The 25,586-nt window shown below is 66.3% G+C and carries 24 protein-coding genes, 1 tRNA gene and 1 other RNA gene; 12 read left to right on the plus strand and 14 right to left on the minus strand.

Annotated features, from left to right (window positions below):
- Positions 1-160: 160 nt before the first annotated feature.
- Positions 161-967: a DUF2637 domain-containing protein gene (locus ABD687_RS03275; protein WP_302266031.1), complete on the minus strand. Its 807-nt coding sequence runs from the start codon at positions 965-967 to the stop codon at positions 161-163.
- 480 nt (positions 968-1,447) lie between these two features.
- On the opposite strand from ABD687_RS03275, the gene ABD687_RS03280 reads away from it, so the two are divergent.
- Positions 1,448-2,080: a uracil-DNA glycosylase family protein gene (locus ABD687_RS03280; protein WP_217388294.1), complete on the plus strand. Its 633-nt coding sequence runs from the start codon at positions 1,448-1,450 to the stop codon at positions 2,078-2,080.
- A gap of 46 nt (positions 2,081-2,126) precedes the next feature.
- The gene (locus tag ABD687_RS03285) at positions 2,127-3,593 is read left to right on the plus strand and encodes a DUF2079 domain-containing protein (protein ID WP_310287258.1); all 1,467 of its coding nucleotides are present in this window, start codon (positions 2,127-2,129) and stop codon (positions 3,591-3,593) included.
- A gap of 257 nt (positions 3,594-3,850) precedes the next feature.
- Here the strand turns inward: ABD687_RS03285 and ABD687_RS03290 are convergent, their stop codons facing one another.
- From ABD687_RS03290 to mptB (ABD687_RS03300), 3 genes are all read right to left on the minus strand, one after another.
- Positions 3,851-5,176, minus strand: a complete 1,326-nt coding sequence (locus ABD687_RS03290) for a glycosyltransferase family 87 protein (protein ID WP_310293319.1) — start codon at positions 5,174-5,176, stop codon at positions 3,851-3,853.
- A gap of 68 nt (positions 5,177-5,244) precedes the next feature.
- The gene (gene mptB / locus ABD687_RS03295; protein ID WP_310287256.1) at positions 5,245-6,855 is read right to left on the minus strand and encodes a polyprenol phosphomannose-dependent alpha 1,6 mannosyltransferase MptB; all 1,611 of its coding nucleotides are present in this window, start codon (positions 6,853-6,855) and stop codon (positions 5,245-5,247) included.
- The gene (gene mptB / locus ABD687_RS03300) at positions 6,852-8,450 is read right to left on the minus strand and encodes a polyprenol phosphomannose-dependent alpha 1,6 mannosyltransferase MptB (RefSeq protein WP_264271226.1); all 1,599 of its coding nucleotides are present in this window, start codon (positions 8,448-8,450) and stop codon (positions 6,852-6,854) included. Before mptB (ABD687_RS03300) ends, mptB (ABD687_RS03295) begins: the two co-directional genes overlap by 4 nt.
- 384 nt (positions 8,451-8,834) lie before the next feature.
- On the opposite strand from mptB (ABD687_RS03300), the gene ABD687_RS03305 reads away from it, so the two are divergent.
- From ABD687_RS03305 to def, 5 genes are all read left to right on the plus strand, one after another.
- Entirely contained in the window at positions 8,835-9,041 is a 207-nt protein-coding gene (locus ABD687_RS03305; protein ID WP_264271225.1) for a hypothetical protein, read from the plus strand.
- Positions 9,042-9,184: 143 nt separating this feature from the next.
- Entirely contained in the window at positions 9,185-9,802 is a 618-nt protein-coding gene (orn, locus tag ABD687_RS03310; RefSeq protein WP_310287254.1) for an oligoribonuclease, read from the plus strand.
- A gap of 140 nt (positions 9,803-9,942) precedes the next feature.
- Positions 9,943-10,018, plus strand: a tRNA-His gene (locus tag ABD687_RS03315).
- Between the two features lie 174 nt (positions 10,019-10,192).
- The gene (locus ABD687_RS03320; protein WP_264271223.1) at positions 10,193-10,411 is read left to right on the plus strand and encodes a hypothetical protein; all 219 of its coding nucleotides are present in this window, start codon (positions 10,193-10,195) and stop codon (positions 10,409-10,411) included.
- Positions 10,412-10,483: 72 nt separating this feature from the next.
- Positions 10,484-11,056, plus strand: a complete 573-nt coding sequence (def, locus tag ABD687_RS03325) for a peptide deformylase (RefSeq protein ID WP_302266025.1) — start codon at positions 10,484-10,486, stop codon at positions 11,054-11,056.
- Positions 11,057-11,184: 128 nt separating this feature from the next.
- Here the strand turns inward: def and ABD687_RS03330 are convergent, their stop codons facing one another.
- The 5 genes from ABD687_RS03330 to rnpB form a co-directional block, all read right to left on the minus strand.
- Entirely contained in the window at positions 11,185-12,645 is a 1,461-nt protein-coding gene (locus ABD687_RS03330; protein WP_264269654.1) for a glyceraldehyde-3-phosphate dehydrogenase, read from the minus strand.
- A 183-nt stretch (positions 12,646-12,828) separates the two neighbouring features.
- Entirely contained in the window at positions 12,829-13,830 is a 1,002-nt protein-coding gene (locus ABD687_RS03335; RefSeq protein ID WP_310287248.1) for an alpha/beta hydrolase family protein, read from the minus strand.
- Positions 13,815-14,132 carry a hypothetical protein gene (locus ABD687_RS03340; RefSeq protein ID WP_264269656.1) on the minus strand — a complete coding sequence of 106 codons (318 nt, stop codon included), beginning with the start codon at positions 14,130-14,132 and terminating at the stop codon, positions 13,815-13,817. Before ABD687_RS03340 ends, ABD687_RS03335 begins: the two co-directional genes overlap by 16 nt.
- 66 nt (positions 14,133-14,198) lie before the next feature.
- Complete coding sequence (locus ABD687_RS03345) at positions 14,199-14,411, minus strand: hypothetical protein (protein WP_264269657.1); 213 nt, start codon at positions 14,409-14,411, stop codon at positions 14,199-14,201.
- Between the two features lie 271 nt (positions 14,412-14,682).
- An RNA gene (gene rnpB / locus ABD687_RS03350) (RNase P RNA component class A) lies at positions 14,683-15,048 on the minus strand.
- A 124-nt stretch (positions 15,049-15,172) separates the two neighbouring features.
- On the opposite strand from rnpB, the gene ABD687_RS03355 reads away from it, so the two are divergent.
- Entirely contained in the window at positions 15,173-15,961 is a 789-nt protein-coding gene (locus ABD687_RS03355; protein WP_264269658.1) for a YaaA family protein, read from the plus strand.
- On the opposite strand, the gene ABD687_RS03360 is transcribed toward ABD687_RS03355, so the two are convergent.
- The 4 genes from ABD687_RS03360 to ABD687_RS03375 all read right to left on the minus strand — a co-directional run bounded on the left by ABD687_RS03360 (position 15,958) and on the right by ABD687_RS03375 (position 20,516).
- Positions 15,958-16,368 (minus strand): VOC family protein, encoded by a 411-nt coding sequence (locus ABD687_RS03360; RefSeq protein ID WP_264269659.1) that lies wholly within the window; start codon positions 16,366-16,368, stop codon positions 15,958-15,960. The genes ABD687_RS03355 and ABD687_RS03360 overlap by 4 nt on opposite strands.
- A 77-nt stretch (positions 16,369-16,445) precedes the next feature.
- Positions 16,446-17,186, minus strand: coding sequence for a zinc ribbon domain-containing protein (locus ABD687_RS03365; protein ID WP_264269660.1), 741 nt, complete (start codon positions 17,184-17,186; stop codon positions 16,446-16,448).
- A gap of 221 nt (positions 17,187-17,407) precedes the next feature.
- Positions 17,408-19,186: an HNH endonuclease signature motif containing protein gene (locus ABD687_RS03370; protein WP_310287245.1), complete on the minus strand. Its 1,779-nt coding sequence runs from the start codon at positions 19,184-19,186 to the stop codon at positions 17,408-17,410.
- Positions 19,187-19,373: 187 nt separating this feature from the next.
- Complete coding sequence (locus ABD687_RS03375; protein ID WP_377700391.1) at positions 19,374-20,516, minus strand: Nif3-like dinuclear metal center hexameric protein; 1,143 nt, start codon at positions 20,514-20,516, stop codon at positions 19,374-19,376.
- A 204-nt stretch (positions 20,517-20,720) separates the two neighbouring features.
- Between ABD687_RS03375 and msrA the strand changes: the two genes are divergently transcribed.
- The 3 genes from msrA to epsC all read left to right on the plus strand — a co-directional run bounded on the left by msrA (position 20,721) and on the right by epsC (position 23,006).
- Positions 20,721-21,263 (plus strand): peptide-methionine (S)-S-oxide reductase MsrA, encoded by a 543-nt coding sequence (gene msrA, locus ABD687_RS03380; RefSeq protein WP_302266458.1) that lies wholly within the window; start codon positions 20,721-20,723, stop codon positions 21,261-21,263.
- Between the two features lie 95 nt (positions 21,264-21,358).
- Positions 21,359-22,294, plus strand: a complete 936-nt coding sequence (gene cysK / locus ABD687_RS03385) for a cysteine synthase A (protein ID WP_264269662.1) — start codon at positions 21,359-21,361, stop codon at positions 22,292-22,294.
- Positions 22,295-22,421: 127 nt separating this feature from the next.
- Positions 22,422-23,006, plus strand: coding sequence for a serine O-acetyltransferase EpsC (gene epsC, locus ABD687_RS03390; RefSeq protein ID WP_264269663.1), 585 nt, complete (start codon positions 22,422-22,424; stop codon positions 23,004-23,006).
- A 166-nt stretch (positions 23,007-23,172) separates the two neighbouring features.
- Here epsC and gndA read toward each other — a convergent pair whose 3' ends face one another.
- Entirely contained in the window at positions 23,173-24,612 is a 1,440-nt protein-coding gene (gndA, locus tag ABD687_RS03395) for an NADP-dependent phosphogluconate dehydrogenase (RefSeq protein ID WP_310287242.1), read from the minus strand.
- A 212-nt stretch (positions 24,613-24,824) separates the two neighbouring features.
- Between gndA and ABD687_RS03400 the strand changes: the two genes are divergently transcribed.
- The gene (locus tag ABD687_RS03400; protein ID WP_302266018.1) at positions 24,825-25,550 is read left to right on the plus strand and encodes a FadR/GntR family transcriptional regulator; all 726 of its coding nucleotides are present in this window, start codon (positions 24,825-24,827) and stop codon (positions 25,548-25,550) included.
- The last annotated feature ends 36 nt before the right edge of the window (positions 25,551-25,586 follow it).

The following is a 25,586-nucleotide window of genomic DNA, read 5'->3' on the forward strand; positions in this document are numbered from 1 at the left end:
AGCTTATCAACTGCCACTTCCCGTCATTTGTGGCGGCGCGGCAGCGGTCCCAAAGTTTGTCCCTCTTGCGGGAGGGCATGGAAAAGCCCGCGGCCCGTTGAGGCGGGGGACAAATCCCTGGAACAACGGTCCGCGGGCTTCAGCGGGTGGGCGCAGGTGCCTAGTTCTTGGCATCCAGCGATTGGGCAACCTCGTCGTAGAGCGGCGAGGGGCCGTTGGCATCCATGGCCTGGGCCTTGCCCGAAGGGAAAGCCTGGGCTGCGTTGGAAGCAGCGGCGGCCGGGTTCTTCGCTCCGGCGGACGGGGCCGCGGCCGGTTTTGCGCCCGGGGCGCTCTTGCCGGCGTCGGCACGGCCCTCGGCCCGGGCCCGTGCGGTGGCTTCGGCCAGCTGCTCCTTGGCCGCAACCAGGCGTTCGGCCTCGGCTGCCTGTGCATCGCTCATGGCAGCCTGGAAGCCGTCGTCGTAGGCCAGCCCGTATTTCTCGGCCTCGACAGCCTCCTCGTCGTATGACGCAATGGCGCGACGCTCGGCGGCTTCTGCCTTCTTCTGGTACATGTGCACTGTGAGGTGGGTGATCGCCAGCAGGACGACCGGCGGCATGGCCGCCACCAGCGCGGAAACCACCGGCGGGATGTCGGACTGCATGGCGCCGACGGTCAGGATTGCGTGCACGGAGTTCGCTGCCGTGGAGACGAAGGCGCCGAAGAAGAGCAGCGTCCACGGGTAGATCATGGCGCGGCGGTCGTGGCCGTTAAGCGCAACGATGGCCACCGTGGAGGCCACGATCATGCCGTCAACGATGACCGGCCAGATCCAGGCCAGGTTTTCGTCGATGCCCGAGCGCTGGGCAAGGTCGGTCAGGGCGGCAAAGGACAATACGAATGCGCCGACGGCAATCACGACGGTCGCAGCCACCGCGGTGCGCAAGACGGCCTTGTGCGGCTCGTTCGGGATCTTTTCATTCATTTGGCTGGATGCCTCAATCGATCGTGGGTCTGGTGATGCGCTAACGGTGGCCCTCCGGGCATGCCACGGCATGTTCCCCCCGGTGGCCGACCACGGTCAATCCTATGTGCTTGCACCCGCGCCGTCCGACCGCGCAGCCCCGGGTCCGGCCCGCGGGGAAGCACGCGGTCAAGGCGGCGGGCCATGAAGAAAGCACCAAGTAAGCCCACCGATTGTGTGCCCCGATGCGGGATCTGTGCCAATCATCACCCTCGGCTCGTGGCGGCCGAGCCTGCCCAAACGGCCCGCGAGCGGCTATTGTTAAGCGTGGATCAACCCTGCGTTCACCTTGGGGCATGACAGCCACCGGAACCACTTCGATCCCACTCCCCCCGCTCTAGCAGCATTGACATGGTTATGGACGTGCGTCGCCCCTTGGATGACGCGCGCCCGCAACGACGCCCCATGTCTCCGTACCACCAGCAGGAGAACCTCACCTTCATGACAGCCATTGCCCCGGACCACGTCGAACACTCCCTCATGGAACGCCGCTACGAGGAGCAGATCGAACCCGTCAACCGTCTTCTGGACGAGACCCGCGCGCTTCGACCCGCCACCTCCGTTTCCTACGTGGATCCGATGCACAACATCGAGGAGGCGCGGATCATCTCGCTGTACTCCAACATCGGTGTGGCCCATGAGAGCGGATTCATCGACGCCGGCTCGCAGGAAGCCGCCACGCGCATGCTGGGCATGCAATGGCAGCTGGGGCTGCGTCCCGAGTACATCCTGCCGTGGAACGTGCACCCGTGGCACACCCCGGGCGAGGCCAACGGCAAGTTCACCCCGCCGCAGATCACCTCGGGCCTCAAGCCGCTGCTGCGTCTGCTCAAGGTCGTGCCGCGCGCATCGGTCCTGATCGCCCACGGCACCGAGGCGCACCGCCTCTCCGAGCAATTGGTCAAGACCCAGAACCCGCTGCTGTGGCGTCGCGGATTCAAGACCTACAAGGTCAAGTCGCTGGACGGGCGCGCCTTTGCCGGCTCCCCGGAGCGCCAGCAAGCCCACCTTGAGGAAATCTACGCGGCCTACGCCGACGCGATGGCCCGCACGGGTCTGGCTCCCGCCAAGTAACACCATCGAATCGTCCACGCAGCGACTTGCGGATAAACTCGAGTCCATGCCCAACAACACCCCCGCTCCCGTGAGCCGCGCCCAGAAACTGCAACTGGGAACGGCAATGGTCCTCGCGGGGGTGTTGTACGTTGCGCACTCTTTCCTGCGTTTTGCCAACTTCGAATCCCGCGGCTACGACCTGGGCATCTTCGACCAGGCGGCCCGGCAGTACGCCATGTTCAAGGCACCGATCGTGCCGATCAAGGGCGTGGACTTCAACCTGCTGGGCGACCACTTCCACCCGATCCTGGCGCTGCTGGCACCGTTCTACTGGATCTGGAACGACCCTCGGATGCTGGGCATCGTCCTGACGCTGCTGCTCATTTCCACCGCGATCCCCGTCTACCTGTTCACCAGGCCGCGCTTCGGGCACCTCGGCGCCCTGCTCACCGCCTCGGCGATGCTGCTGTGGTGGCCGTTCCAGGCGATCGTGAACTGGGAATTCCACGAGGTTGCGTTCGGCGTGCCGATCATGGCGTGGATCATCTGGGCCTTCGACCGCTCCCGCCACTGGCTGGTTGTGGGCCTGTCCGCCGTGCTGCTGCTGGTGCGCGAGGACATGGGCATCACCATCGTGGCCATCGGCATCGTCATGCTCTTCCATAAGCAGTGCGCCAAGGCCGCGCTGCTGGCGGCCGCAGGCCTGGGCGGCTACGTGGCTGTCACCAGCTACCTGATTCCGCTCTTCTCCCCCGCCGGTGAATTCACCTACTGGCAGTACACCGCCCTGGGCGCCAGCGCCGGGGCGGCGATCCTCTTCCTGCTGACCCACCCGTTCCAGTCGATCGCCATCCTGTTCGACCACGAGCTCAAGGTCGCGCTGTGGCTGCTGAGCTTCCTGCCGCTGGCCCTGTTGCCGCTGGCCTCCCCGTACGTCATCCTGGGTGCGCCGATGCTGCTGAGCCGGCTGTTCAACGACCGCCTGAACACCTGGGCTCCGGTGTACCAATACGACGCGATCATGGCCCCGATCCTCATCCTCTCCGCCGTGCACGTGCTGGGCAAGCTCATGGAGCGCTTCGGCTGGAAAAAAATCCGGGTCATTGCACCGGCCTGGCTGCTGGCTTTCGCGCTGGTCGGCACGTTGTTCTTCCATTCGGTGTTCCCGTTGGGCCGCACGCTCACCGGCGCAAACTGGGCACCCGGCACACTGGTCGCCGCCAAGGAACGGGCCGTGGCGATGATCCCCGACGGCGTGTGCGTCGAGGCAGCCGACACGCTGGTGCCGCACCTGACCACCCGCACCTATGTGGGCATGCACGGGGACATCGGCACCGAGCTCTCCAACTGGATGATCATCGACTTCAACGAGCAGGAACTCGGCGGCTGGGATCCGCTGAGCCCGCCGCAGGCACTGGAACGCGCGCACGCCCTGGGATTCGAGGAAGTGGCTCCCCTCGACGAAGGGCTGCTGGTGTTGCACCGCGACATCCCCGTGGCGCCTGTCTGCTCGGAGTACCTGGGTCGCTAGCGACCGTTTCAGCCAGGGACTTCCAACGGGGGCCGCACCGTGGACCGGTGCGGCCCCTGCGCGCTTTCCGGGCCGGTGCCCACCACTTCCCCACGATATCCGGGTCGTGGGAAAAGTCCCCCCGGAATCCAGACCCTCCTGCCGGCCGCCCGCCCGCCCGGGTACGCAAAAGCGGGATGGGAGCCAGGTTGTCCTGGATCCCATCCCGCCGGTTCAGCGTGGGGTCAGACCGGATTGCGTCGGCCGGTTGCCGGGCATCATCGGCTGTTCGCGGTCTTGCTCCCCAGCACGAACCTGTCCTCAAGCCCTTCCAGCGGCCCTGCCAGCGGATCGTCGAGACCCTCGGTGCGCACCACGTCGCGCTCGGGGTTCCGGATGTCGCCGATGATCTTGACGCAAAGGTAGACGAGCATGCCCATGTGCGCGACGATGCCCAGGCCGTAGAGGATCTCGATCGTCCAGGAATCCCCGAAGTACTTCAGCCCGGAGACCCACTTGGCGCTCCAGAGCCACACGAAGACCCAGTGGAACACCTCGATGCCCTGCCACACCAGGAACTCGCGCCACTTGGGCCGTGCCAGCACGTAGAGCGGGATCAGCCACATCACGAACTGCGGAGAGTAGACCTTGCCCAGCAGCAGGAACGCGGCGACGATCAGGAACGCGAGCTGGGCCATGCGCGGGCGGCGCGTGGCGGTGAGCCCCAGCCAGGCGATGCCCAGGCAGGCCAGTCCGAAGAGGCCGTTGGACAAGTAGGACATCGTCGAGCCGTCCATCCCGGTCCAGACGAAGGCGAGCCACATCGAGGAGTTGCCTGCCGGGCGGTCCCCGGAGAAGGTGTAGAAGCGGGACCACTCGTCGAACGCGGTGAGCATGAACGGGACGTTGACGGCCAGCCAGGCCACCGCTCCGGAGGCCAGGGACACCCAGAAGTGGCGCATCCGCCCGGTGCGCAGGCACAGCACCAGGATCGCCCCAAAGAGGAAGAACGGGTACAACTTGGCCGCTGCGCCCAGGCCCAGCAACACCCCGGCCAACACAATGTGCTTCCGGGAAAAGGCCAGCAGGCCCGTCATCGCCAGCATCACCGCCAACAGGTCCCAGTTCAGCTGGGACGTGAGGATGATCCCGGGGGCCAGCGCCACCATGATCGCGTCCCGGCTGCGGTGCCGCGCCGCGTAGGCGACGGCCACCACGACGACCGCCCAGCAGATGAAGGACACCGCGGAATTGACGTCGAAATAGGCCAGTTGGCGCTCGGGTGAGAAGCCGATGCCGGGGATCACCAGCGCGGTGAGTCCGGCGAGGATGGCCAGCAGGACCGGGTATTCCAGCGCCTGTTCGGCCGGCAGCCCGGTGAAGTACGGGAAGAGCTTGTCGGCCATCCCCCGGGTGCCGAAGAGCTGGGTGAAGTCCGAATAGCACAGGTGCAGGTGCTGTTCCGCGTCGGGCCACCCGTTGCTCCTGCACCACTGCTTGGTCAGCACGGCGATGGACGCGCCGATCGCGGTCAGCACCAGCAGCCCGATGATGATCGGGCGCGTGGCCTCACGGGCGTTGAACAGGTTCTTGACCGGTTGCATCACGATCCGGTTGCCTCATTTCTAGGGGTCTTCGGGATTTTGGAGGGGGTTTTGCGGGGACGAAGGGGCTATTTCTTGCCCGGCAGCAGCGGCCGGCGGCGGTCCGCGCCGAAGATCGCCGCGGTCTTGGGGTCGATGAACACCAGGTAGCCCATGTAGGCCAGGCAGATGGCCGCGGCGAAGAGCCGCACCCAGAGCAGGGAGAACCACTGGCCGATGGACAGCTGGTCCACCACCCCGGAGAGCAGCACCAGCAGGCACAGGATGTACAGGGCGCGTTCCCAATTCACCGGGTATCGCCTGCTCAGGGCGAAGAACGGGATCAGCCAGAGCAGGTACCAAGGCTGGATGATGGGCGCGAGCACGACCGCAGCGCCCAGCCCGTAGCCGGCGTAGAGCAGCGGCGGCCCGGCCGGGCGGCGGACCGCCAGCCAGAACACGATGGCCAGGGAGGCAAGCCGGAAGACCGAGAACACGATGCCGGCAATGAAGTCCAGGTCCCCGCCCGCCAGCGAGCCCAGCCAGCCGACGAGCATGCCCAGCAGCCCGACCGGGGCGTAGGGGAAGGCCGCGGATCCGGCGCCTGCCATCGCCGGGATCCACCCGAACCAGAGCCCGGAGGCCTCGCCCAGCAGTGCCATCACCGCGGTTGCAACGGCCCCGGTGTACAGCCAGGCGCGGATCTTGCTCCCCATTCGCGCGTTGCGCGCCACCATCGCCAGGCCCAGGAAGGGCAGGACCAGCACCACGATGGGCTTGATGGCGATGGCCGCGGCGGCCGCCAGGATGCCGGCCAGGTGGCGCTTGCGGGCCACCAGCACGAAGCCCAGCAAGGTGGCGCCGATCATCAGCCCGTCATTGTGCACCCCGCCGACCATGTTCAGCAGGAACAGCGGGTTGGCCACGGAGATCCACAGCGGCCATGCCGCATCCCGGCCGGTGAGCCTGGCCAGGGCCACCACAGCCCAGGCGCACAACGCGACCCCGGCCACCGCCACCAGGCGCATGAGCATGACCCCGTATTCGGGCACGCCGCCGGAGACGAAATAGACAAACCGCGCGTACATCAGGAAGAGCGGACCGTAGGGCGAGGTGGATTCGGCCCACAGGGAGTCGGAGCCCTGCGCGAACCAGCCCGGCAGCTGGGAGACCCAGTCGGTGTAGGGCGAGAGGCCTGCATGCATGAGCCTCCCCTGGCCCAGGTAGGAGTAGACGTCCTTGGAGAGGATCGGGAAGGAAAAGAGCAGCGGGATCGACCACACCCAAATGGACTTGGCGATCGAGGCCACCGGGTCGGTGCCCGGTTCTCCGGCGCGCTGGCGCAGCCGCAGCCACGCGCGGAAGAGCAGCATCGAGCCCAAAGCCAGCAGCAGCGTGCAAATGATGACCCCGAGCATCTCCACGCGCAGCGGAAGCAGGAACTTGGAGCGGGCCAGCAGGGATTCCTGCGAGCTGGGGATCCAGCCCACGCCCCAGGACCCGGCCATCACCATGATCGATGCCAGCAGGCCCTGGGCGATGGCGATGTCCGGGGAGTTCTCCCCGCCGCCAGTCAGCCGGCCCAGCAAGGGGATGCGGGAACCGCGCTGGCGCAACGCCTCGAGGGCGCGGGTGGTGCCGGCGAAGCGTCGGCCGGCTCGAAGGTCGGGGAAATCCGGGATCCCGGCGGGGTTGCTCACGGGTTGGGCACCTCGGGATCCTCGCGTGGCCCGAGACCGTTCGCCGTGGCGCCGGGTCTCTTGCGCCCGGTGCGCAGCGGCCCGGCGCCTCCGCCCAACCGGGTCGGCAGCGTCGCGACAAAGAGCTTCCGGGTCCGCGGGTCCACGAACGCCAGGTACGCCATCGCGGCCCAGGAAATCCCGGTGGACAGGTGCTTGACCCACGGGTCCAGGTCGGAGAGGAACTGCCAGATGAATAGCTGGTCCGCGGCGCCAAAGGCGATGAAGAAGGCGGTGGTGACATAGACCCACAACAGTTGCCAGTCGTCGCGGATGCCGGTGATGGCGAAGAAGGGCAGCAGCCACAGGATGTACCAGGGCTGGATGATTGGAGAGAGCACCACCAGCGCGGAGAAGGCCAGGGCCATGCGCTGGATCAGGTGCGAGGACTTGCCCTTGAAGATCAGCAGCAGGACCAGCCCCACGGAGGCGAGCCGGCCGATGAGCTTCAGTGCCGGCAGCAGCCAGTCGCTGGGCACGCCCATGGTCGACAGCGCCCCGGAGAGCAGGGCGTTGAGCGCGCCCACGGGGGCGAAGATGACGGCACCGGTGCCGGTGCCCAGCATGACCTTGAGCCAGCCGAAGCCGTAGCCGTTGGCCCAACCGATGACGGCCATGATCACGAAGACAAGCAGCAGCGTATAGGCCCAGTAGCGGATTTTCTTCCACCATCCGGCGTCGGGACCCGCCCACAGCAGGCCAATGAAAGGCAACAGGACCAGGGTGATGGGCTTGACGCCGATGGATGCGGCAATGAGCACCACGCCGAGCACGCCCCGGCGGGTGGCCGCGTAGTAGGTGCCGGCCAGGGCCAGGCCGATCATCAGCGAGTCGTTGTGCGCGCTGGCGACGAAGCTGATCAGGAACAGCGGGTTGGCCACCGAGATCCACGTGGCCTTGGCACCGGAGACCTTGTGCAGCGCCGCGATCTTGGGCACGTAGACCATGCACAGGATCACCCCGGTGAATGCGACCAGGCGGAAGATCAGCACCGAGAGGTCCGGGCTCGTGCCCACCAGCTGGTTCACCCAGAACTCCACGTTCAGGTAGAGGGGGCCGTAGGGCGTTTCGTCCTCGGCCCAGGTGATGTCGGCGCCGAGTTGGAACCAGTTGTTCATGGTGGAGATGCCATCGACGTATGGGTCCTGGCCCGCGGCCACCAGTCGTCCCTGGCCAATGTAGGCGAAGACGTCGCGGGAGAAGATGGGCAGCGCCATCAGCATCGGGACGCTCCAGGCCCACACGGCCTTCTTCACGGTTCGCAGCGAGCCCTCCGGCCAGCCGGCCAGCTGCTGGCCCAGCCGCAGCCAGGCGCGGAACAGGATCCAACACCCCAGGGTCAGCACCACGGTTCCGGCAACCACGCCCCAATAGTCGGTGCGGATCGCGATCAGCAGCGGGTAGCGGTTCAGCGGGGAGACACTGGCGAGCCAGCCGACACCGAAGGATCCCAGCATGATCATGATCGAGCCGATGGTGCCTTGGATCAGCGGGGACAGGTGCGGCCCGCGACCCGCCTGGCTAGTGGTCCCGGCGGAGGATCGCACCGCTTTCATCTGCGCCCCGCTCCTGATTCGTCGTACCTTGGCTGGATCCACCAGGTGTGTTTTCTGCTTGCGCACCGGCTGTCCGGTCGCGTCGCGGCGGCGCCCACGGGCGCTAAAGTCCGCGTAAAAAATCAAGTCCGATCCTAGCATCGCCCGCTGGGTTTGACCCGGAAGCGGGCCCCGGTGCGCGCGAGGTCACATTGTTCGGTCGGACCGGACCGATAAGCGCATCCACGGGCGCGTCGGCGGGTGCGGGCCAGGGCAAGTGCGGCGCCCTGCCGCCGGCACCTGAACGCGGCTGCGCACCGGGCGTGGCTAACGGGTTGGTGCCCGCGGATGGTGCATAGGCTGGGGGCCGGAACATTGATCGATCACAGAAGTGAGGCAACACCCGTGGGCAGGCGTGCAAAGAGTGTCGGCAGTGCGGTGCGCAACCATTCCCTGCTGGGCTGGGGTGCGTTCCTTTCGGTCCTGCTGGGGGTTGCTTCGCCGTTGCTGGGGATGAGCACCGTCGCCTCGATCGCCTTGGCCGGCACCCTGCTGGTCGTCTTCGTGATGCTGTGGCTACTGAGCGCCACGGGCAGCTCCACCAGGCACTGAGCATCGCAACTTGGCGAGGCACCCCCTCCCACAGGCTTGGCCGTCCCTGACGGGCACCCCCGCCAGGGGTGTGCATTTCGGATCCGCTCCCGCGCTGGCCGCGCCGCGGTCCGCCCGCGAAGGAATCGGGTAAATTGGGGTCCGTGCCTATATCAGCTGAAAAAATTGTATGGATCGATTGCGAGATGACGGGCCTGAGCCTGGAACATGACGCGTTGATCGAAGTTGCGGTCCTGGTGACGGACTCCGAGCTCAACATCCTGGGTGACGGGGTCGACGTGGTGATCAGGCCCCCCGCCGCCGCCCTGGAGCAAATGGGCGACTTCGTGCGCAACATGCATACAGCCAGCGGGCTGATCACCGAGCTGGACGCCGGCTTGGAGATGGACGCGGCGCAGAAGCTGGTCATGGACTACATCCGTTCCCACGCCCCGGAGCCCAACAAGGCACTGCTCGCCGGAAACTCCGTGGGCACCGATAAGAATTTCCTCTCCCGGGACATGCCCGAGGTCACCGAACACCTGCACTACCGGATCCTGGACGTGTCCACGATCAAGGAGCTGGCCCGCCGCTGGTACCCGCGCGCGTTCTTCCAGGCACCAGCCAAGACCGGCAACCACCGGGCCTTGGGCGACATCCGGGACTCCATCGAGGAATTGAAGTACTACCGGGCCACCGTCATGGTCCCAGCTCCGGGGCCGGATTCGGCGTCGGCGAAGGCCGCAGCGGCCCGGATCATCGCGCAAAGACCGGCTGATTAGGAACTGTGGTGCATAACACATGCAAAAGGGCGGCTTTCGAGTTGGCACTCAACCTCAAAGTATGTGTAAGATAGTTCTCGTTGCCCAGCAGTTCGGAAGAGATTCCGACCGGCAGGACAGCTAGCCTCAGGGCGAACTTGGTGGGTATAGCTCAGTCGGCAGAGCGTCTGGTTGTGGTCCAGAAGGTCGCGGGTTCAATCCCCGTTACTCACCCCAATGAAGCCGCTCCGGAAATTTCCGGAGCGGCTTTTGTCATCCCACCACACTTCACGTCATCGCACGGCAGAGAGGGGCCGGACCAGCAGATGGAACGCAGCATCTTTGGTGAAGACCACGGTCACGTCCGCGAGATCGCCACCGGCCACCTGGACCGGGAGAGGGGAACGCCGGATGCCCCGCTCTCCGTGGGAGGTCGCGGGCAGCCCCGGTGTAGCTCCGTTCCCCCCAGAAGGCCACGTCGATCAGCGCCCAGGCACCGCAAGCGGTGGCCACATCGTGGAGACCCCGGTCGCGCAGGCGCTCCTGGCCGCGCAGCTGCCGACAGTCGTCGGAATCACCAGCAAGCACAGGCCTGAAGGCATCTGCACCTCGCTGCTCGCCCACGCCTGAAGCCCATCGTCCCGGGGGCCGCCCCCGCCCCTCCCCCCCTACCCGATCCCCCTGAAAGCCCTAGGAGAAGCCTTGAGTATTCGTCCGGTCACCATTTACGGCGAGCCCGTGCTGCACACGCGCGCGCAGGAAGTCACCGAGTTCAACGACGAATTGCGCGAACTCATCACCGACATGTACGACACCATGGATGCGGCCAACGGCGTGGGCCTGGCTGCCCCGCAGATCGGCGTGGGCCTGCGCATCTTCACCTACGCGTACGAGAACGATGACGGCGCTCCGTCCCGCGGCGTGGTGGTCAACCCGCGCCTGACCCTCTCAAAGGTCTCGCAGGCCAACCCGGATCCGGAAGAAGAGATCGAGGGGTGCCTCTCGGCCCCCGCGCTGAACTTCCCGCTCAAGCGCGCCGATTACGCCCGGGTCGAGGGATTTGACGGCGACGGGAACGCGATCTCCTTCGAGGCTACGGACTGGTTCGCCCGCATCATGCAGCATGAATACGACCACCTTGACGGCTACCTCTACGTCGACAAGCTCAACGACAAGTGGGCGCGGCGCTGGAAGAAGGCCAAGAAGTCACTGGGCTGGGGCGTGCCCAACCTGACGTGGATGCCGGGAACCGACGAGGATCCCTTCGGCCACTGAGACAAACCCGTTCCCGCATCCCCTCGCCGGGGAGCCATGGATGCGGGCACCATGCAAGAAGCGGGCGCTGCCTTCCGGTTATCCGGAAGGCAGCGCCCGCTTCTATTCCCCGATTGGGGAAGGACCAGCTAGACCGCTGCAGGCTCGGTCACGGCCATGGCCGGAACCGCCAGCGGGTGCGTGCCGGCCATGGTTTCAAGGACGCGGACCACTTGGCAGGAGTAACCGAACTCGTTGTCGTACCAGACGTAGACAACGGCGTTCTTGCCGGTGGCGATGGTTGCCAGGCCGTCGACGATGCCGGCGCGGCGCGAGCCGACGAAGTCGGAGGAGACGACCTCGGGTGAATCGATGAAGTCGATCTGCTTGTGCAGCTCGGCTCCCAGGGATGCCTCGCGCAGGTAGGTGTTGAGCTCTTCCTTGGTCGTCTCCGTCTCAAGGTTGAGGTTCAGGATCGCCATCGAGACATCGGGGGTGGGAACGCGGATGGCGTTGCCAGTCAGCTTACCCTCGAGCTCCGGAAGGGCCTTGGCCACGGCCTTGGCTGCACCGGTCTCGGTGATGACCATGTTCAGCGCCGCCGAACGGCCGCGACGCTCGCCCTTGTGGAAGTTGTCAATGAGGTTCTGGTCGTTGGTGAACGAGTGGACCGTCTCGACGTGGCCGTGGATGACGCCGAAGCGGTCGTTCAGGGCCTTGAGCACCGGGGTGATCGCATTGGTGGTGCACGATGCGGCGGTGACGATCTTGTCCTCGGCGGTGATGTCCTTGTGGTTGATGCCGTGGACGATGTTCTTCAGGTTGCCCTTGCCCGGTGCGGTCAGCAGTACGCGGGAAACGCCTTTGGCCTGCAGGTGCTGGGAGAGGCCTGCCTCGTCGCGCCAGCGACCGGTGTTGTCCACCACGATGGCGTTGTCGATGCCGAATTCGGTGTAGTCGACGGTGGTCGGGTCATTCGAGTAGATGACCTGGATCAGGGTTCCGTTGGCGAGGATGGTGTTGTTCTCCTCATCCACGGTGATCGAGCCGTCGAACGGACCGTGGACGGAGTCGCGGCGCAGCAGCGAGGCGCGCTTGACGATGTCGTCGTCCGAGCCCTTGCGGACAACGATGGCGCGCAGGCGCAACCCGTAGCCGCCGCGTTCGATGAGGATGCGGGCCAGCAGACGGCCGATGCGGCCAAAACCGTAGAGGACCACGTCGGTGGGCTCGGCGTCGGTGGCGCCGGACTTGCCGACCTTCTCGCCCAGTTCCTCGGTGAGGAAAGCGGTGAGATCGGTGGAGCCGGATTCGGTGAACTTCTTGTTCAGGCGTCCCAGATCGATGGCGACGGCCCCGAGGTCCAGCGTTTCGATGGCCTGCAGCAGCGGCATGGTCTGCTCAAGGGGCAGCTCCTCGCCTTCGATGCGGCGGACCACGCGGTGTGCCTTGAGGATGTTGATGGCCGACTGGTTGATCAGCTTGCGGCCATAAATGGAGGTCACCACGTTGTTGTTGCGGTACAGGCGCCCGATCAACGGGATCATGGCCTCGGCGAGCTCTTCGCGCCCGCTCCATTCCTGTAGGGCTTCGACAGACTGCTGGGTCACTGAAAATCCTTCCAAATCAGCCGGCTGGCGATCCTCAAGCCGGTTGTTACCGTAAAAGCACCTTTGCAGAAACGGTTGTTCAGGGGGTAGCAGGATCATTCCCCCGTGGAGCACTAGGGCCCGAAACCATTCTAGTATGCCTGCGCGGAGATCCACGGTGCGGGTCGGTGAGGTCTCTCACACCTACTGGCTCTTCGGGGTCTCGGACGCCGGGGTGCGTCCTGGGCTCCGGTACGGAGTCGCCTTCGTGGCCCATGGATCAACGCCGTGCTCGAGCCAAACCAAGGTCTGCTGCCAGAACGTGGACTTGTGCATGTCGTGAAAAAGCCCGAAGTGCCCGATGCCCTTCTGGCCGTAGGCTCCCGGTTCCAGGAAACGTGTGGTGGACGGCGCGTGCGGTGTGTAGGCCAGGGTGCGGGCGATCGCCGGCGCGGAGGCGTACGGGTCGTCGGTGGTGGCGACCGCGAGGATGGGTGCCTGTAATCCACGTTGGGAGGCGCGGAGTCTATTGCGCAAGGCGGGCGGTGCATTCAACGTGAAGTCCTTGCGGCCGCGTGCCCAGTCCAGTGCGACTCCCCGGGGCAGGTCCTCGAGCCATCCGCTGCGCTTGCCCGGGAAGAATCCGCTGGCCAATGTCAACATCGGCATGACCAGGTGCCATCGGGCGATGAATCGTGCGCGGTGGCCCGTCGCGTAGTCACGCCAGTGTGCATGCTGCGCACCGACGGTCAGGATGCGGGTGAGGTGGCGGGATTCGGGCGCAAGCCCGACGCCGAACCCGCCAAAGCTGTGGCCCACGAAGTGCAGGGGCAGATGCACGTGGTGGTTCCGGGCCCAGCCGAGGACCGCATCGATGTCATAAAGGCCCCAGTCATGCCATCGCGCCCGGAATCCGCGCAGCGACCCGGGTGCGGAGGCGCCGATCCCGCGGTAGTCGAAGGTGATGGCGCTGAAGCCGTGCTCCGCCAGAAAGGCGGCGTAGCGGCGGTAGTATCGCGCCGTCACGCCGGTAGCGCAGGCAATGACCACGATGCCCTTGACCGGAACCGTGTCCGAGGTGTCGGGGGCCCGTCCGTTCGGTTCAAATACGTGTCCGTACAGGATCTGCCCGTCGCTGCACGAGACTTCGATGGGGGTGGCCAGCGGCGCGATTCGTTTATCGCTTTGTACTATCGCGGGGTCCATGGTTCCTGTGGCGAATCATCGGAACCGTCGGCCGCCTCATGCGGGTGGCCGGGTGGTTGGTGCGGGAAACCTGCAAGGGGGTCCTTGTCCTGGCCTTGGGCCGACTCAAGGACCTGGCGTTTTTGTTCCTCCCGTGCCTGTTGGGCGGCCGTGCCGGAGGGTTGGTAGAAGGCGTTCAGGGCATCGAAAAAGCCCGAGGCTCCGTCACCCCCGCCTTCGGTGGGAAAGGTGAACTTGGAGGCAGCCCACAGCAAACCGATGCACAGCACCGGTATCCCGATCAGCCAGAATAGCCACTCCATGCCTTGAGTCTAATGCTGTGGCAGGGGTGCCGGGGCGAGGCGTGTGCTCCGGCACCCCTGGGGTGTTCAGGCGACAAGTACGGTATCTGCCGACACCGGCGATTTCCGGATCTCGTCCAGACCTTCCACCTGGGCGGCTTCGGCCACCTTGGCCATCGGGATGTCGTGTTCCAGGGCGGCCGCCACGATGGCGTCGAGCGCTTCGATTCGTTCGTTCAGGAGAATGCGGGCGGAGGCCACGTCTTCTGCGGCGGCACGAATCAAGTCCAGTTGATGCACGGTGTTGTCCTTTCGTACGCGTCGAGTTTTGCAGGAGACAGTCTAGTCAGGCGTCGTCCGCTGCTCAACCGAAACTTGCAGGTTGTGGATGCCCTGGGTTCGGCGCCTGTGCGTGGAAGTGGTCCGGGTAGCAGGCTGCACGAGGGCCGGCAGCGTGGCGGTCGCCCTCGGGTTGGTCAAATGCGTGCGCGCGGCCGATCCTTGATGCCAAGCTCGGTGCAGTTGTTGAGCCTGGCTTCCCACGGGTCGCCCGGGAGGCACGGGATTGTGGTGGACGGGATGGCCGATACGCCGGGTTTTGTGTCGCGGTCGGTTACCCGAATCGCGGTGACGATCATCTATCTAGGAGTGCCGTTGCCGACACCCTCGAGCGGTCCACCCGACTACATTGAGCGAACAACCCAGTAGTCTGTCTGACCTTGCTCCGGGTGGGGTTTACCTAGCCGCTCCGGTCACCCGGAGCGCTGGTGGTCTCTTACACCACCGTTTCACCCTTACCCGCACGAATGCGGGCGGTCTATTCTCTGTGGCACTGGCCTGCGGGTTTCCCCGAGTGGGCGTTACCCACCACCCTGTTCTGTGGAGCCCGGACGTTCCTCGGGCCACTTGCGTGGCACGCGATCGTCTGGCCATCCCGTCCAGCATTCAAGTCTAGTCGCTTTTGCACTGCTCTCCGCACCAGAGAGGCGGCAAACTCCCATCTGGTGGTTGGCGGCGTCAACGAATCAGGAACTGGGGCGACGGAAGACTAGGCTTGACCGGTGTTGATTTTGCTTCCGCCCTCCGAGGGCAAAGAACCCGCCGGCAACGGCGACCCCTTTGATCCCGATGCCCTTCAGTTCCCGGAGCTGAAGCCGCATCGCCACCAGCTGTTGGCTGCCCTGGCCGAGGTTTCCCGTGCCGATGACGCGCTCGAGGTGCTCGGCGTGGGCAAGTCGCTGGTCGCCGAAGTCACGCGCAACATCGAATTGCACACGGAACCCGCGGCTGCCGCACACACCGTATACACCGGCGTGCTTTTTGAGGCGCTGGGCTATGAACGACTGGACGCCGCGGCGCGTGAGCGAGCTGATGCGAGCATCCTGGTGATCTCCGCGCTCTGGGGAGCCGTGGGTTTTGCCGACCGGATCCCGGCGTACAGGTTGTCCATGTCGGTGAAGCTGCCCGAGATCGGCAAGCTTGCCGGTTGGTGGAAGCCGAAGCTGACGCCGGTCCTCAACGCGCGGGCCGGCGACGACTTGGTTGTTGATTGCCGTTCCAGCACTTATGCCGCGGCGTGGGTGCCGCCGGCTTCAAACTCCGTGAGCGTCTCGGTGTTCCAGTTGCGCGGGGGCGTGCGCAAGGTTGTTTCGCACTTCGCCAAGCACACCCGTGGCGAACTGGCATCGCATCTGCTCACCCGAGGGGCCGAGGTCGCGACGCCTACGGAATTGCTGGAGGCCGCACGCGAACGCTGGGAAGCCGAGCTGGTGCCCGGCACCTCACGCAAGGCGCACCAGCTAAACATCATCCTGCCGGAGGACCACGCCTTCAGGGCCGTCGGAAACTAGCTTGCGGGATTGGAACTTGCCGCGTCGGGTTCGGCGATGTCGGGTCCATCGGTCCCCGCTATATCGGCAACCAGCTCGTTTTCAAACCCGGCCGGATGCTCCAGATAGGACGCGTAGCGTGCCGGGCCACCCGCATACGGGTGTGCCTCGGCAAAGAGCAAGACGAAGCCGCGGGACTGGGCCTGCCAAGTGAGTGCGTCGACCCTTCGGCGCGATCCGGCTGAGCCGGCCAGGTGGTTGACGCCTGGTGCCTTCCTTCGATGGGGCTCGTCGAGCACATAGGGGCCCGATTCCAGCACAATGTAGTCATGCGCCCCGACGTAGCTGGTTCCGCCCTTCCAGCAAACCCCAGCCGTGTAGCCAAGTTCCTCGAACAGCCGGCCGAGAGTGCCCCGGGACGCGGCCATGTCGCGGACCCGGATCTATGTGTGGTGCAGCCGCCCGGAACCCGGCGCACTCTCACGGACATGGGCCGCGGGGTGGCCTATGCTCCCCATTCTTCACTGCGCACCAGGATGGCTCCGGTGTCGGGGCAGAAGACCAGCTCATCGGCCGGCGCAGCCTTGATTTCCCCCAGGTCGCCCGCGGACAGAGCAATGCCGCTGGCCTCGGAGGTGCCGTGGAAGAGGCGGGCCGCGCCGATGCCGTTGCGGGTGCGCAACCTCTCGTAGATGGCGATGAGTGCTTCATCGAAGGTGGCCACCAGCCTGGCGCGGGCGTCCCGGGATTCGGCAAGCTGGTCCTGCAGCAAGGCAACGGCGGCATCGCGGCGCGCCAGGTGCTTCGCGTGCTCGTCGGCTCGGGTGGCAGTACGGGCCTGCGCCTCCGCGGCCCGCTCCTGCACCTCCTCGAGAGCCGACATGAGCTCAAGCTCGGTGTCTTCAAGGTCGTTTCGACGGACGGTGAGCGAGTCGATTTCGTGTGACAGCGCCATCAGGTCTTGGTGCGTACCGGCGCCGGCATCGATGCGCTTCTGGTCCTTGCCGATGTGGGCCACGACCTTTTCCACGGCCAACTCGGATTCCTTGAGTGCTGCCGCTGCGGCGTCGACCTCGATCTGCACCTCGTCCTGTGCGGCTCGGGCCTCCTCGAGGGCAACCTGGGCCGCGGCAAGTTGTGCATCCGCGGTGGCCTCGGCGATCTGGCGGGTGAGCTTGGTGGCCTGCGAATCGAGCGCTGCCACGTCCAAGAGTCGAAGCTGTTCCGCCGGTGCTGCCTTTGCCATGGTGTCCTCCGCTGTGCGCGCCGTGGCGCTGCCGTTCCTGGTATGCCTGGGCGATCAGAGATCGCCTAGGCACAACCCTAGTCAGTCGGGGAACTTCGTGGTGATTGTGACCCGCCGGAATCTGTCGATGGCGAGGCTGGCACCGCCCGGGCACGGTCGGGAGGTGCGGCGGCAGGCGTCACGGCATCGCGGGAGGCTCGCCTTGTGGCGGGAGTGGAGTATCAGGCGGCTGCGGCTTCGGGATGGAAGACCCAGTTCCGCCTGGGTCTTTGGAGCGGGTCGCGCGATGCGGGAAGGACGACATGTGGAATGCCGGCTACGACCCGGATGCCGAAGTGCCCCGCGTGGAAGGCGGTGTGGCACCGGATGCAGAGCAACAAACCGTTACTGACTTCTGTCTTTCCGCCTTCGGAGAAGGACTTGAGGTGGTGGGCCTCGCAGCGGTGGACGGGCATGGAACAGCCGGGGTTGGCGCAGCCTCGGTCGCGGGCGGCGATGGCGCGCCTCTGGCCCTTGGTGAAGAAGCGTTTGCGTCGGCCCACATCCAGGGGCTGGCCCTCCCCACCCATGACCACCGGGGTAATCCCGGCGTTGCAGGCCAGGCGGCGGGCAGCGGCGGCGGAGATGTACTGCCCGTGGCTGGTGAACCCGGCGGTTTCCAGGGCCCCGGTGAGCGCGGCATAGTCGATCATGACCAACAATTCGACGCGGGAGTTCAACGGCATCCCGGGCTGCGCGGCCGCGGGGTCCATCCAGGAGCGCAGGGCCTCGAGAAGTGCACCCGAGAGGCGTTGGGCGCGGCGCCTGGCGTTGGCTTCGTCTCGGGTCTCGCCGGGGTATCGGTCGTTCTCGGGCAGGCCGTAAGGGTTGGCGCATGGCAGTGGCTTGCCGACATCGTTGAATCCGGCCCGGGGGCGCTGCCCGGCGGGGACATCGGGGTTGACGGCCCAGGCGGGAATCTCGGAAGCGTCTTCGGCGTCCTCGGCGCGTTCAATGGCTTCGGCGCCGTTTGCCGTGCCCGGGATTGCCGCCTCGTCAAAGAGTGCCGGCCGGGAGACGGTTTCCGGGGTGGCTGGAGTGCCGGAGTCGGTACGGGGATTGTTCAGGTCGTCGGCCAGGGTGCAGAGCATTTCGTGGCCCTCGGCATCCGTGGTGAGCTCCCAGATGTACCCGGCGGGTTTGTGGCAGCGAAAGCGCAGCCCCTCGAATCGGGCCCTTGCGGCCTCCTGCCCCTCGACGCTGGTGTGTTCAAGGTCGATGGCTACCTGCTTCAGGAGCCTGCCTACCGCGGCCTCGTCGGCGGTGTGCAGGGTGCGGGCAACTTGCTCCTCCAGCGCGGTGCGGGCCTTCTCCGGATCCGGTTGCGCCTCCAGGGACGGTGCCAGCGCGACGAGCTTCGCCGCTGTGTTGGCCAGGATCTTTGGATCCGAGGAACCGCCGGCCAGCGCCCGGCCCAGCTGCGGGAAGGTCGGCGGCAGCGTGGTGCCGTCCGGGCCCTTGTGCTCCAAAAGCCGGGCGTGGGTGCTAACGCGGTGGGAGGCCTGGAAATAACTCAGGTGCAGTTGGTTCTTGAGGAACTCGGCGGTGTCGCGATGCAGGGGCTTTCGATCGGGGCCGGTCACTGCATCCGCCGGCAGGCCGCTGGTGCCGGCGGCAAAGCCGGCCGCGTCTTTCAGCACCTGGTTCGTTTCGGCCAGCGGCGCTTCGGTAAGGGTGTGCACCTCGGCGGCCTCGCAGGTGCCGGCGGCCAGGACCTGCCCGTAGGACCCGGTGCGGAAGAGGCGTTCGGCCAGTTGCGCCAACGCGGCGGCCCGGACCGGGGAGCCGGCCGCGGAGGCGGCCCCCTGCTCCAGCAGGCGGCGGGCGACCAAGTCGACGGCGGCCAACAGCCGCAGTGGATCGACGGCGGTGCCGGGACCGGAAGATGCTCCGGTGCCCGTCCCCAAAGCCCCGCCGAGTGCGGCGAGGGCCGAGTCGATGATGCCGGCCGGTGTGTCCATGGGATCCATGGTGCTCCCCTGACATCGGTGCCCGCCAGCGCCGGGATGGGCTCTGTGGATAACCCCGCGGCCGTTTAAGCGGGTACGAACGGCGCGGATGCAAAAGATGCGGTGCACGCTCCCTGCCCGGGAAATCCGGGTGTGGTGGGCGCGCACCGCATCGAGGCAGGTGGGTGGGCTCGACCGGTTACGGGGTGAGAATGAAGTCCCAGGGATCGGTGTTGATGGCCGAGACGCCGACCTCCACATCGTGTCCCAAATCGTGCAGGACGTTCTTCAGCGCGTCGGCTGCGGTGGGCAGCCACAGCCACTCGGAAGCAAAGTGGGAAACGTCGATGAGGTAGGGCTTGCCGTTCAATGCGGCCTCGCGGGCCTCGGATGCGGGGTGGTGGCGCAAATCGGCGGTCACGTAGACATCGGCCTCGGCGGCACGGACGGCATCGAAGAGCGAATCCCCCGCCCCGCCACACACGGCGACCTTGCGCACGATCCCTGAGCGGTCCCCGGCCACGCGCACTCCGCCGGCCACCGAGGGCATCGCGGAGAAGACACGGGAGGCGAACTCGTGCAACTGCAGCGGTTCGGGCAGCATGCCGACCCGGCCGATGCCTTCCTCGGGCAGCCCGTCCCTAGAGGGTGCCAGCGGTTGCGTCTGGGTCAGGCCAAAGATGTCGGCCAGCACGTCGGAGACCCCGCCGATGGCCGAGTCCGCGTTGGTGTGGGCGGTGACCAGCGCGCAGCCGGATTCGATGAGCAGGTGCACCGCCTCCCCCTTGAACCCGGTGGCGGCCACGGAGTTGACCGGGCGCAGCAGCAGCGGGTGGTGGGTGATCAGCAGGTCGGTGCCGCGGGAAACCGCGTCGGCCACCACCTCAAGGGTGGGATCGACGGCGAACATGATCCGCTTGACTTCGCGTTCGGGGCGCCCGACCACGGGTCCGACGGTGTCCCATTCCTCGGCCAGCGAAGCGGGCCAGAGTTCCTCGACGGCAACCAGCACCTGTCCGAGGGTGGGAGTGGACAGCATGGCTTCCATCTGGCCGGATGCCGGTTCTTCGGTCTCGGTGCCGAACCGGGCAGGCGCGGCGGTCGAGGCGTTCCCGGAAGCCACGGCCTGCCCCGCTGCGCCTGTGCCCGCCGCGGCGGAATCGAGGGGAGAATCGTTGCCGGGTGCGGTCGTGGGCATGCTCGACGTCGGCGATGCGGCCGCCACGGCGCCGGGGGCGGCGGGATTTGCCTCCGTATGGGCGGTGCCGGCGCTTTCCTGGTCGGCCGATCCCGGCCCGGAGACGATACGCATGCCGTGAGGCTGCTGCTTATTGCTCTGCATGCATCTACCGTATCCGGATCGGCCCCGAATGCCCTCATGTGCTGACCGCAATTTGCGCCTGTGCCGTGACCAGCAGGCGGCGGCATCGGGACCGCGGGAATGAATTGGCGGTGCCTGTGCTTGAGTGTAGATGTGAACGATTTCTCGATTTCCAGCACACCGATCCGCTTTTCTCCCACGACCCGGGGTCCCGCCGGTCAGGAGCTGACCACCTTTGTGCTGGCCGGCGGCTGTTTTTGGTGCCTCGATGCCGTCTACCAGCGCACGCGCGGGGTCCACGCGGTGGTGTCCGGATACACCGGCGGTTCCGACCCCGCCCCGAACTACCGCTCGGTCTGCGGCGGAAACACCGGACACGCCGAGGCCGTTGCCGTAACATTCGACCCCGCCGTCGTTCCGGACGAGGTCATACTCGACATGTTTTTCACCACCCACGACCCCACGACGCTCAACCGCCAGGGCTACGACGTCGGCACCCAGTACCGCTCGGCGATGTACCCGCTTGACGCCGCGCAGGAGTCGATTTTCCGCGAAAGCGCGCTGAAGTTCGGGGAGCTCTACCCCGATCCGCTGGTGACGGCTTTCGAGGTCCCGGGTGACTTTTTCGTGGCCGAGGGAATCCACCAGGACTACTACAACCGCTTCCCCGAAGAGGGGTACTGCCGGGTCATCATCGACCCGAAACTGGCCAAGGCCAGGAAATATTACGCAACATGGCTCGAGGAACCCGCCGCCGAGCGGTCCTGACTAGGCTTGTACCTGAGGTTCCCGGCGCGTCACTGCCCGACGGGACCGTGCCTGAACGGCCCATTCCGCTCCCACACCCAAGGACAAAGGACACCATGTCGAAGATCTACAACGACGTCACGCAAATTGTTGGCCGCACCCCGCTGGTGCGCCTGAACCGACTGGGTGCCGGGCTGCCGGGCAACATCGCCGTGAAGCTGGAGTTCTACAACCCGGCCAACTCGGTCAAGGACCGCATTGGCGTTGCCATCGTTGACGCCGCCGAGGCCTCCGGGGACCTGCGCCCGGGCGGCACCATCGTCGAGGGCACCTCCGGCAACACCGGAATCGCCCTGGCCATGGTGGGAGCGGCCCGCGGCTACAAGGTGGTGCTGACCATGCCCGAGACGATGAGCACCGAGCGCCGCGTGATGCTGCGGGCCTTCGGCGCGGAGATCGTCTTGACCCCGGGTTCCGAAGGCATGCGCGGCGCCGTGGAAAAGGCCAAGGAAATCGTCGCCACCACCGACAACGCCATCTGGGCGCAGCAGTTCGCCAACGCCGCCAACCCGGAGGTGCATGCAGCGACCACCGGTCCTGAGATCTGGAACGACACCGAGGGCGAAATCGACATCTTCGTGGCCGGCATCGGCACCGGCGGCACCATCACCGGTGCCGGCCGCTTCCTCAAGGAGCAGAAGCCTGGCCTGCAGGTCATCGCGGTCGAGCCGAAGGATTCGGCGATCCTCAACGGCGGCAAGCCGGGCCCGCACAAGATCCAGGGCCTGGGAGCGAACTTCATCCCCGAGGTGCTGGACACCGAGCTGTACGACGAGGTGCTTGACGCCTCGATCGACGACTCGGTCGCCATTGCCCGCGCGCTGGGGACGCAGGAAGGCATCCTCGGCGGCATCTCCGGCGGCGCCGCCGTCTGGGGGGCCCTGGAAATCGCCAAGCGCGAGGAAAACGCCGGCAAGCTCATCGTCGCCGTGATCCCCGACTTCGGCGAACGTTACATCTCCACGCTGCTCTTCGACGACATCCGTGGCTAAGACTGCCGATCCGGTCGGTGTCGGTTGGGGCGCGCAGGAAACCACACGCCCCGACCGGCACCGCTTCGGGCTTCACCCGCAGCTTTCCGGCCAACAGCCGGATCGCCGCACAAACAAAGGCCAAGGTTTGAGATTCTTTTCCCGACTAGCCGAAGACTTGCGCGGGGCAAGTGCGCATGATCCCGCCGCCCGCGGGCAGGCCGAGAACTTCCTGGCGTACTCGGGCCTCCATGCGATCTGGATCCACCGGCTGACCCACCGGCTGTGGCAGAATCCCAGGACGCGCTTTCCTGCGCGCCTGCTCTCCCAGGCCGGCCGATTCCTCACCGGGATCGAGATCCACCCGGGAGCCACCATCGGCCGGCGGTTCTTCATCGACCACGGCATGGGCGTGGTCATCGGGGAGACCGCCGAGATCGGCGACGACGTGATGATCTACCACGGGGTGACCCTCGGCGGGCGCTCGCTGGCCAAGGTCAAGCGCCACCCGACCATCGGTGACCGTGTGGTCATCGGGGCCGGCGCCAAGGTGCTGGGCCCGATTGTGATCGGCGCGGATTCCGCCATCGGCGCCAACGCCGTGGTGGTCAAGGATGCCCCGGCGGATTCCATCATCACCGGCATGCCGGCGAAGAACCGCCCGCGCACCGCCGAGGAACACAAGCCGGCCGTGGATCCGGCCGAATACATCGATCCGGCCATGTGGATCTAGGGCTGGCCTGATCGAACAAGTTGCGGTGTCGGAGCCGGTCCCCTTGGGGGCGGCACCGGCACCGTTTTTTGCGTCTCCGGGCGGCGGACATGCCCGCAAAAAACCACGAGGTGGTGCCACCGGTATTCCGGGTGGCACCACCTCGTGGTGGTGAAGCGCGTGTCGACTAGTGGGTGTCTTCGGCTTCGATTTCGGTCTTGTCGCCGCTCCACTGGGTGTGGAACGAGCCGGCGGTGTCGACGCGGTTGTAGGTGTGCGCACCGAAGAGGTCGCGCAGGCCCTGGGTCAACGCTGCCGGCAGGCGCTTGCGGCGCAGGCCGTCGTAGTAGGCCAGCGAGGCGGAGAACACCGGCACCGGCACGCCCAGCTGGACGGCGGTGGACACCACGCGGCGCCAGGCCGGAAGGGCAGCGGCGATGGCCTCGGAGAAGGCGGGGGCGAAGAGCAGGTTTGCAGGCTTCTCATCCGCTGCGTAGGCCTTGGTGATGTCTGCAAGCAGAGCCGCACGGATGATGCAGCCCTCGCGCCACAGCGAGGCGATCTCGTCGAGCTTCAGCTCCCAGTTGTATTCCTTGCCGGCGCTGGTGAGCATGTCCAGGCCCTGGGCGTAGGACACCAGCTTGGAGGCGAAGAGTGCCTGGCGCACGTCTTCGACGAAGTTTTCGCCCAGTTCCACGGCGACCTCGTGGCCCGCCAGGACCTCCTGGCCGATGGCGCGCATCTCGCGCTGCGAGGACAGGCCACGGGCGAACACGGATTCGGCGATGGCCGAGGTCGGGGAGCCCAGGTCCAGGGCCGACTGCACGGTCCAGCGGCCGGTGCCCTTCTGTCCGGCGGAGTCGACGATCACGTCAACCAGCGGCTTGCCGGTCTTCGCGTCCGTGTGGGCCAGCACCTCGGCGGTGATTTCGATGAGGAAGGAGGCGAGTTCGCCCTTGTTCCATTCCTCGAAGATCGCTGCCTGGGCCGCCGGCTCGATGCCGGCGCCGGTGCGCAGCAGATCGTAGGCCTCGCCGATGACCTGCATGTCGGCGTATTCGATGCCGTTGTGCACCATCTTCACGAAGTGCCCGGCGCCGTCGGTGGAGATCCAGGCGCAGCACGGAGCGCCGTCGACGGCCTTGGCGGAGATCTTTTCCAGCATCGGGCCCAGGGCGTCGTAGGACTGCTTCGAACCGCCCGGCATGATCGAGGGGCCCAGCAGGGCGCCCTCCTCGCCGCCGGAGACGCCGACGCCCACGAAGTGCAGGCCCTTTTCGGCCAGTGCGGCCTCGCGGCGGCGGGTGTCCACGAAGTTGGAGTTGCCGCCATCGATGATGATGTCGCCCGCCTCGAGCAGCGGGATAAGCGAATCGATGACCGAGTCGACGGGGCCGCCGGCCTTGACCATGATCAGCACGCGGCGCGGGGTCTCAAGGTTCTGGACGAGTTCGGCCAGGGTCTCGGTGCGGATGAAGTCGCCCTCGTCGCCGTGCGCGGCCAGCAATGCGTCGGTCTTGGCGACCGAGCGGTTGTGCAGCGCCACGGTGTATCCGTTGCGGGCGAAGTTGCGGGCGAGGTTTGCGCCCATGACGGCTAGGCCGGTGACGCCAATCTGTGCAGGCATGAAGTCTCCATCGTTGCGATTTTGCTGGGCCGGGCGAATACCGGCACGAAGGAGCGCCGGGCACGGCTCCGTGACTTCTGTCCACTTTAGTTTGTCTGGCGTCTCCATGGCCAGAAGAACACGCCTCGTTGCCATTTGTTGCCCCGGAAACACGTGGCTTTTTGCCTGTTCACTGGGAAATTTGTGCAGTTGATTCCCGATAGGATTGGCTTATGCCCAATAGCCTGCACCAACGAGCCGTCGACCATCTCGGAAGCCGCATTGTCGACGGATCCATTCCCGCCGGCGACGTGATCCTGGCATCCGAGTTGGAGGGCGAGCTGGGGGTCTCCCGGTCGGTCGTTCGCGAGGCCGTACGCGTTTTGGCCTCGGCCGGCCTGGTGGTTTCCACCAAGCGCGTCGGGATCCGGGTGTTGGCCCCCGAGCACTGGAACCCCTTTGACCCGCTGGTCATCCGCTGGCGCCTGGCCGGCGACGGTCAGGGCGCGCAATTGCGCTCCCTGACCGAGCTTCGCGTGGCCGTTGAACCCATGGCAGCCGAACTCGCGGCAGAGCACGCGCCGCCGGAATTTTGCGGCGAGTTGCTGAACCTGGCGGCCCGGATGCGCCATGCCGGCCGTTCCGGGGACCTGGCGTCGTTCCTGGAGCTGGACATCCGCTTCCACGCGCTGGTGTTGGCGGCCTCGGGCAATGAGATGTTTGCGAACCTGGCCAATCCGATCGGCGAGACGCTGCGGGGACGCACCGAACTTGGCTTGATGCCCGAGCACCCCCACGAAGAAGCGCTGGCCTGGCACCAGGCGGTCGCCGACGCGATTTCCGCCCGCGAGCCACACCGGGCGCGGGAATCCATGGAGCTGATCATGCGCCGCACCAATCAGGAGATCTGCGGCGTGTGGGCGGATCGGCCGCGACTCTTCCCGCAGCCCCAGGCCTAAGACCCGCAAGCGAAAGGCGCTCCGCCGGATCCCCTA

The sequence above is a fragment of the Paeniglutamicibacter sulfureus genome, assembly GCF_039535115.1.
Lineage (GTDB): Bacteria > Actinomycetota > Actinomycetes > Actinomycetales > Micrococcaceae > Paeniglutamicibacter > Paeniglutamicibacter sulfureus.